The following is a 1,227-nucleotide window of genomic DNA, read 5'->3' as shown; positions in this document are numbered from 1 at the left end:
TCCTTGACCATGTCGTACAAATATTAGTTCCATAATTCCCTCCCTAAACTTATTATTTACTCTTTAATCGCTCCGAGTTTGTTGAAGACTTTAAATCAAGATGATTTGTAATGACTTTAATCTACTTTTCTCCCAGCCCATTCCTTATCTAAAATACTCATTTCCCATAAACTCCAGTATTCTTCACCAATTTTTCTTGATTCTCTCAGTAAACCTTCCTTTTTAAATCCAGCCTTCTCATAACAAGCAATTGCTGAAGAATTGAAGTCAAACACCCCAAGACTGACTCTATGTAAATGTAGTTCATCAAATGCTACTTTAAGAATTTCGGTCATCATTTGTTTGCCGATTCCTTTTCCTCTTACATTCTTATCGCCGACTAATACTTTTCCTACTCTTGCAGACTTATTTCCTCTATCGATTTTACCTAATGAAATATGTCCGATTACTGTTTCAGTTTCTCTATCAAAAACACTATAAATCATTACATCAGAATCATCATTGTTGGCATCCTTCAAATAAACCCCAAGCTGATCTTCATCTAATGGAAAAGTGAAATTAGGGCCCCCATTGTAGTAGGAACTCAGGAGTTTCTATCCAATTTATAAGTTTATCAAAGTCAGCCCGTTCAAAAAGTTTCAAATCAATCATATTAAATGTCTCCTCATTTCATTTTGAATCGCTTTAGTCACATTAAAAACGATAACTGTTTATTTTATTACTGTTTTGCTCCGAGATAGTAGAATAGGAAATTTAAATTTAATACAGTGATTTTTAGACTGGATAATAATTTCCATAATCACATCTTATTAAATTAGCATCTACACAGAATCAGTATGTTTAAATGACTCTCTTATCCTCAATTCAAACTTCCTCCCCTAACAATAAGGCGCAAAATAAAAAGAATGACTCCTGCAACTAACCCATATATGAAAAAGGTTATCAGACCCTCTAAGGTCACTTTTTGGTTCGACCATAATGGATCAATGATTAACTTCGCCAATGCCATACCAAAGGCTGGTGCAAGAATAAATGCTATCCCCATCAGCACTTTTTTCATAGTTATCCCTCCCTATGAATCCCCCTATCAGGAGACGTATGATGAATCGGCTCAATCGCTGTGTTAAAGCCTATTATTCATTGAATAATCGCTCCGAGATTGTTGAAGATATGCTGCTACATATTTAGTTAATTAATTAACCCTTGCGCCAACCATTGATCAAAATA

At 34.4% G+C, this 1,227-nt stretch carries 1 protein-coding gene and 1 pseudogene; both read right to left on the bottom strand.

The window, feature by feature from the left end; translation table 11 throughout:
• Positions 1 to 116: 116 nt before the first annotated feature.
• Positions 117 to 651, bottom strand: a pseudogene (locus Q4550_RS23170) (GNAT family N-acetyltransferase).
• A 208-nt stretch (positions 652 to 859) separates the two neighbouring features.
• On the bottom strand, positions 860 to 1,060 hold the full coding sequence (locus Q4550_RS23165) for a hypothetical protein (protein WP_303536527.1): 201 nt from the start codon (positions 1,058 to 1,060) through the stop codon (positions 860 to 862).
• Positions 1,061 to 1,227: the final 167 nt, after the last annotated feature.

It is taken from the genome of Anaerobacillus sp. 1_MG-2023 (assembly GCF_030547345.1).
Classification (GTDB): domain Bacteria; phylum Bacillota; class Bacilli; order Bacillales; family Guptibacillaceae; genus Guptibacillus; species Guptibacillus hwajinpoensis_B.
This window is presented reverse-complemented; position numbering and strand designations above follow the sequence as displayed.